3 protein-coding genes are annotated in these 3031 nt (G+C 37.7%); 2 read left to right on the forward strand and 1 reads right to left on the reverse strand.

Features of this window, described 5'->3' with window-relative positions; genetic code table 11:
- The first annotated feature begins 843 nt into the window (after positions 1–843).
- On the forward strand, positions 844–921 hold the full coding sequence (locus tag ACEW8S_RS17005; RefSeq protein ID WP_373519314.1) for a BfmA/BtgA family mobilization protein: 78 nt from the start codon (positions 844–846) through the stop codon (positions 919–921).
- Positions 922–1477: 556 nt separating this feature from the next.
- Here the strand turns inward: ACEW8S_RS17005 and ACEW8S_RS17010 are convergent.
- Positions 1478–1873, reverse strand: coding sequence for a response regulator (locus ACEW8S_RS17010; RefSeq protein ID WP_373519312.1), 396 nt, complete (start codon positions 1871–1873; stop codon positions 1478–1480).
- Between the two features lie 249 nt (positions 1874–2122).
- On the opposite strand from ACEW8S_RS17010, the gene ACEW8S_RS17015 reads away from it, so the two are divergent.
- On the forward strand, positions 2123–3031 hold a 909-nt coding region (locus ACEW8S_RS17015; RefSeq protein ID WP_373519313.1), incomplete at its 3' end, for a GAF domain-containing protein.

Raw genomic sequence — 3031 nt, forward strand, 5'->3', positions numbered from 1 at the left:
TTACCTTCAGTACATTCCCTTTCATTTCGCTGAAAAAGCCACATTGCAGGCGAATTAAGTTTATTAGCCTATATCTTGAACACAATCCTCAATTTTGACTTTTCCATATCGCTTATTCCTTCCGGTACGCCGGAAAGAAACACTCCATTCCCAAATAAAATTCTAGTATTTTTTCGCCAACCACCAGCCTAGCTATCTCCTTTCTTACACAAAGTTTTAAAATTTAGCCCGAGACGGACTGCATAACCATTCGCCAGGTCATTTTTATAAGTCCTTACTCGATCTAAATTTTAGGTATGGTTACAGAAAAGGTAACAGCGAGGGTTATGGCAACCAATTGACACCAACCAAAACCAAAGAATATTGGCTTCGATATTGTGCTACTTCATCAAGGGGACTGCAGAAATACTTTCGTTTTCTTTTCATTGTTGAGAATTCATCAAAAAGTATATGAAATGTCTCTTAAAAAAATTGATTGAACGGTATTATTCAATTGGTTTTTTAGCTTTAGTTGAAAAGTACGGAAATCCCGAAAATGAAATGAAGGGATGGAGTAGCAAGAGGGTAACGGGCTAGCGCCTGGTACGGTTATTACACTTTTCTCCATCCCCAGTGAATACAGGGCTTTTGGAGGGTTACTCATTTTTCGGATTCTCGTTTAATGCCCTGATTTTCGGAAAAAATGGGCTGGGCCCAACAAAACCGAATAAAAATTTCAGAAAAAATGGAAAAGGGATATGAAAAAGAGCGGTTCGAGATGCTGGGAATCAAGACTTCCGTGGCTGTACGATTTGGAAATTCTGCAAGAAAATGTCAAAATCCCAATCGATGACTTTACTATTGATGCTCCACTTTTTCGAGGATAACGGAATCTCGCCTGCTGAATCCATGGGTCCGGGTATGGAAACATGGAAAAAGTAAACTACATCGTCCAGTTCAATGCTACCTTTGAGCTTTTCAACAATGATATCCGAATCAACCAAGGCCATATGACTTTGTACTTGGCCCAGATATTTTTCGATTGATTTATTAGAAACCTAGTAATTGTTCAGTCGGCTAGGTAACCTTTGCAGTTTACCTAGCAATAATGCCTATCTTATCCTTTACTTCAACTTTAGAACACGCCTAAAGTTTTCCTGAAATGCTTTGCCTCTGTCTGTGGGTTTATCGGTAAAGTTACGGTAGGCTGGCAGAACCGGATTTTTTGATTGTGGATGGGGCGGAACGGGAAGTGTCAGGGTACAGTCAAGCTTCGGACAAATAGTAAATAAGGGTCTTCTGAAGGAGGTCTATATTGGCTTGTTTCTTTTGTTCTCGCAGTACCGATTAATCTTTATGACAATCCTTGACGTTTTCCTACCAAATCAATATTTCCAGGAATAGTTTTGGTCCGTCTACAAATTAAAGATTAAGTACACAACGGCTGAATTACCACGTGTTGAATTCAAACGCACACTTAAAACCGTGAAAAATTGAATTAATCGGGCCTAGACTTTAAAATTCGGCTAACACTGTTTCTGGACAGGGGCTTATCGAAAAATCCCTCCACCATCGAATGTTCCTTTGCCCTTTCCCGATCAAGTGAGCTGGTAAATGCGGATAGAATAAAAATTTTTGGCCTTTTGGCTGTACCGTTAATATTACGGTATCGATCAAGAAAATCCCAACCGTCCAGATCGGGCATATCCAAATCAAGAAAAATAAAGTCCGGAAGGTCTTTCCCTGCTTTATGGAGATTGGATAATATACCCAAACCTTCTTGAGCTCCATCACAAACCAATATCTCGCAGTCAATATTAGCTTGTTGTATCGTATATCTTAACGCAAATTGGGAAACTATGTCGTCATCTATAATAAGTATATTTTTACTCAAAATGGGCTGAAATTAAAGATTAGAAAATGAAAAAAAAATTAACACTACAATCTAATTTGGATAAATGAAAATTGTCACTTATTAGTATTTAAGATAAGGGTTTCTAGATAATAAGATACAGTAATAATGGCATATTACGCTATCAATATTGGAAATAATGATATTGTAAAATTACACTTTGTATGGACACCCCTGTTAAATACAGTACCTTTAAGGATTCAAAAGGGTAAACAATTATAATACATCTCAATGAAATCGCCAGCATTTCCCCCTAACGAGAAGAAAAGACAAGCCGCAGTCGAAAAATATCGGTTGCTCGATACTTTGCCAGAAAATCAATATGACGACATAACTTCGTTGATGTCTTACATCTGTGACGCCCCTGTTTCATTGATAACGCTCTTGGATAAGGAAAGGAACTTCTTGAAGTCGCACCACGGTATACCTTTTAATGAATCGCCGAGGGAAATTTCTTTTTGTGGCCATGCCATAAATTCCGAGGATCCGGTTACAATTATAGAAGACGCCAGAGTAGATGATCGCTTTTTTGACAATCCTTTGGTCACGGACCATAATGCGGTATTCTTTGCGGGAGCACCTTTAATAGACTCCGATGGATTTAAATTAGGAACACTATGTGTCTTTGACCAGAAGCCAAGAAACCTGACGGAAAAACAACTCGAGGCACTTACTTCGATGTCAAGACAAGTGGTACAACTCTTTGAGCTACGCTATCAAAATTTCAAATTATTACAATTTCAGGAGAAGCTAAAACTAAAAAATGAAGACCTAAAGAAATTCGCCGGTATCGTATCCCATGATCTAAAATCCCCATTGGCCAATATTAGTTCGTTGACCGATCTCTTGGAATTCGAAAACCAGGATACACTTGACAAAGAATCATTACAGTGCCTGGCACATTTGAAAACATCCTCAAACTCCCTAAAGAACTATATCGATGGTATTTTGGAATTTTATTTAAGTGATGATTTGCTTAATTGTAAGCAAGAGCAGATAGATTTCGAATCATTGATTCTTGAGGTAAGTAAAATTACGGAAACAGATAATTGTACTATTCTTAGCAATGCAAAGGATAATGTTGAACTAATAGCCAATAAGGCAGTTTTAATGCAGGTACTTATTAATCTTATAACTAAT

The organism is Pricia sp. (genome assembly GCF_041745955.1).
In the GTDB taxonomy this organism is placed as follows: Bacteria; Bacteroidota; Bacteroidia; order Flavobacteriales; family Flavobacteriaceae; genus Pricia.